This window comes from Mesorhizobium sp. M5C.F.Ca.ET.164.01.1.1, assembly GCF_004792125.1.
Classification (GTDB): Bacteria; Pseudomonadota; Alphaproteobacteria; order Rhizobiales; family Rhizobiaceae; genus Mesorhizobium; species Mesorhizobium wenxiniae.
Window position 1 is genome coordinate 1 of record NZ_SRTG01000245.1, and the last position, 361, is coordinate 361.

1 protein-coding gene is annotated in these 361 nt (G+C 68.1%); it reads left to right on the forward strand.

The features are described from left to right. The coding region (locus tag EN807_RS33315) for a FliG C-terminal domain-containing protein (RefSeq protein WP_281405252.1) at positions 1-361 on the forward strand (361 nt) is incomplete at both ends.

Here is a 361-nt window from a genome sequence, read left to right on the forward strand (position 1 = left end):
AATTGCGCGTCAGCGTGCTGTCGCAGAAGGCAAGCAGGGACACCTCGGCCGGCCAGGAACGCGTCGCCAGCATGCTCAATGAGATGGCGAAGCCGGAACTGGACGACCTCATGCAGGACCGGGAGCAGGCCGGCACGCCCGATCTCGCCGGCGTCAAGTCGCGGCTATTCGCCTTCGACGACCTGCCGCTGCTGCCGCAGAAAGCCCGGGTGCTGCTGTTCGACGGGCTGTCGACAGAACTGGTCACGCTGGCGCTGCGCGGCGCGCCGCCGGCGCTCACCGAATCGGTGCTGTCGGCGATCGGCGCAAGGTCGCGACGCATGATCGAATCCGAGCTCGGCCAGGGATCCGAAGGCGTCGC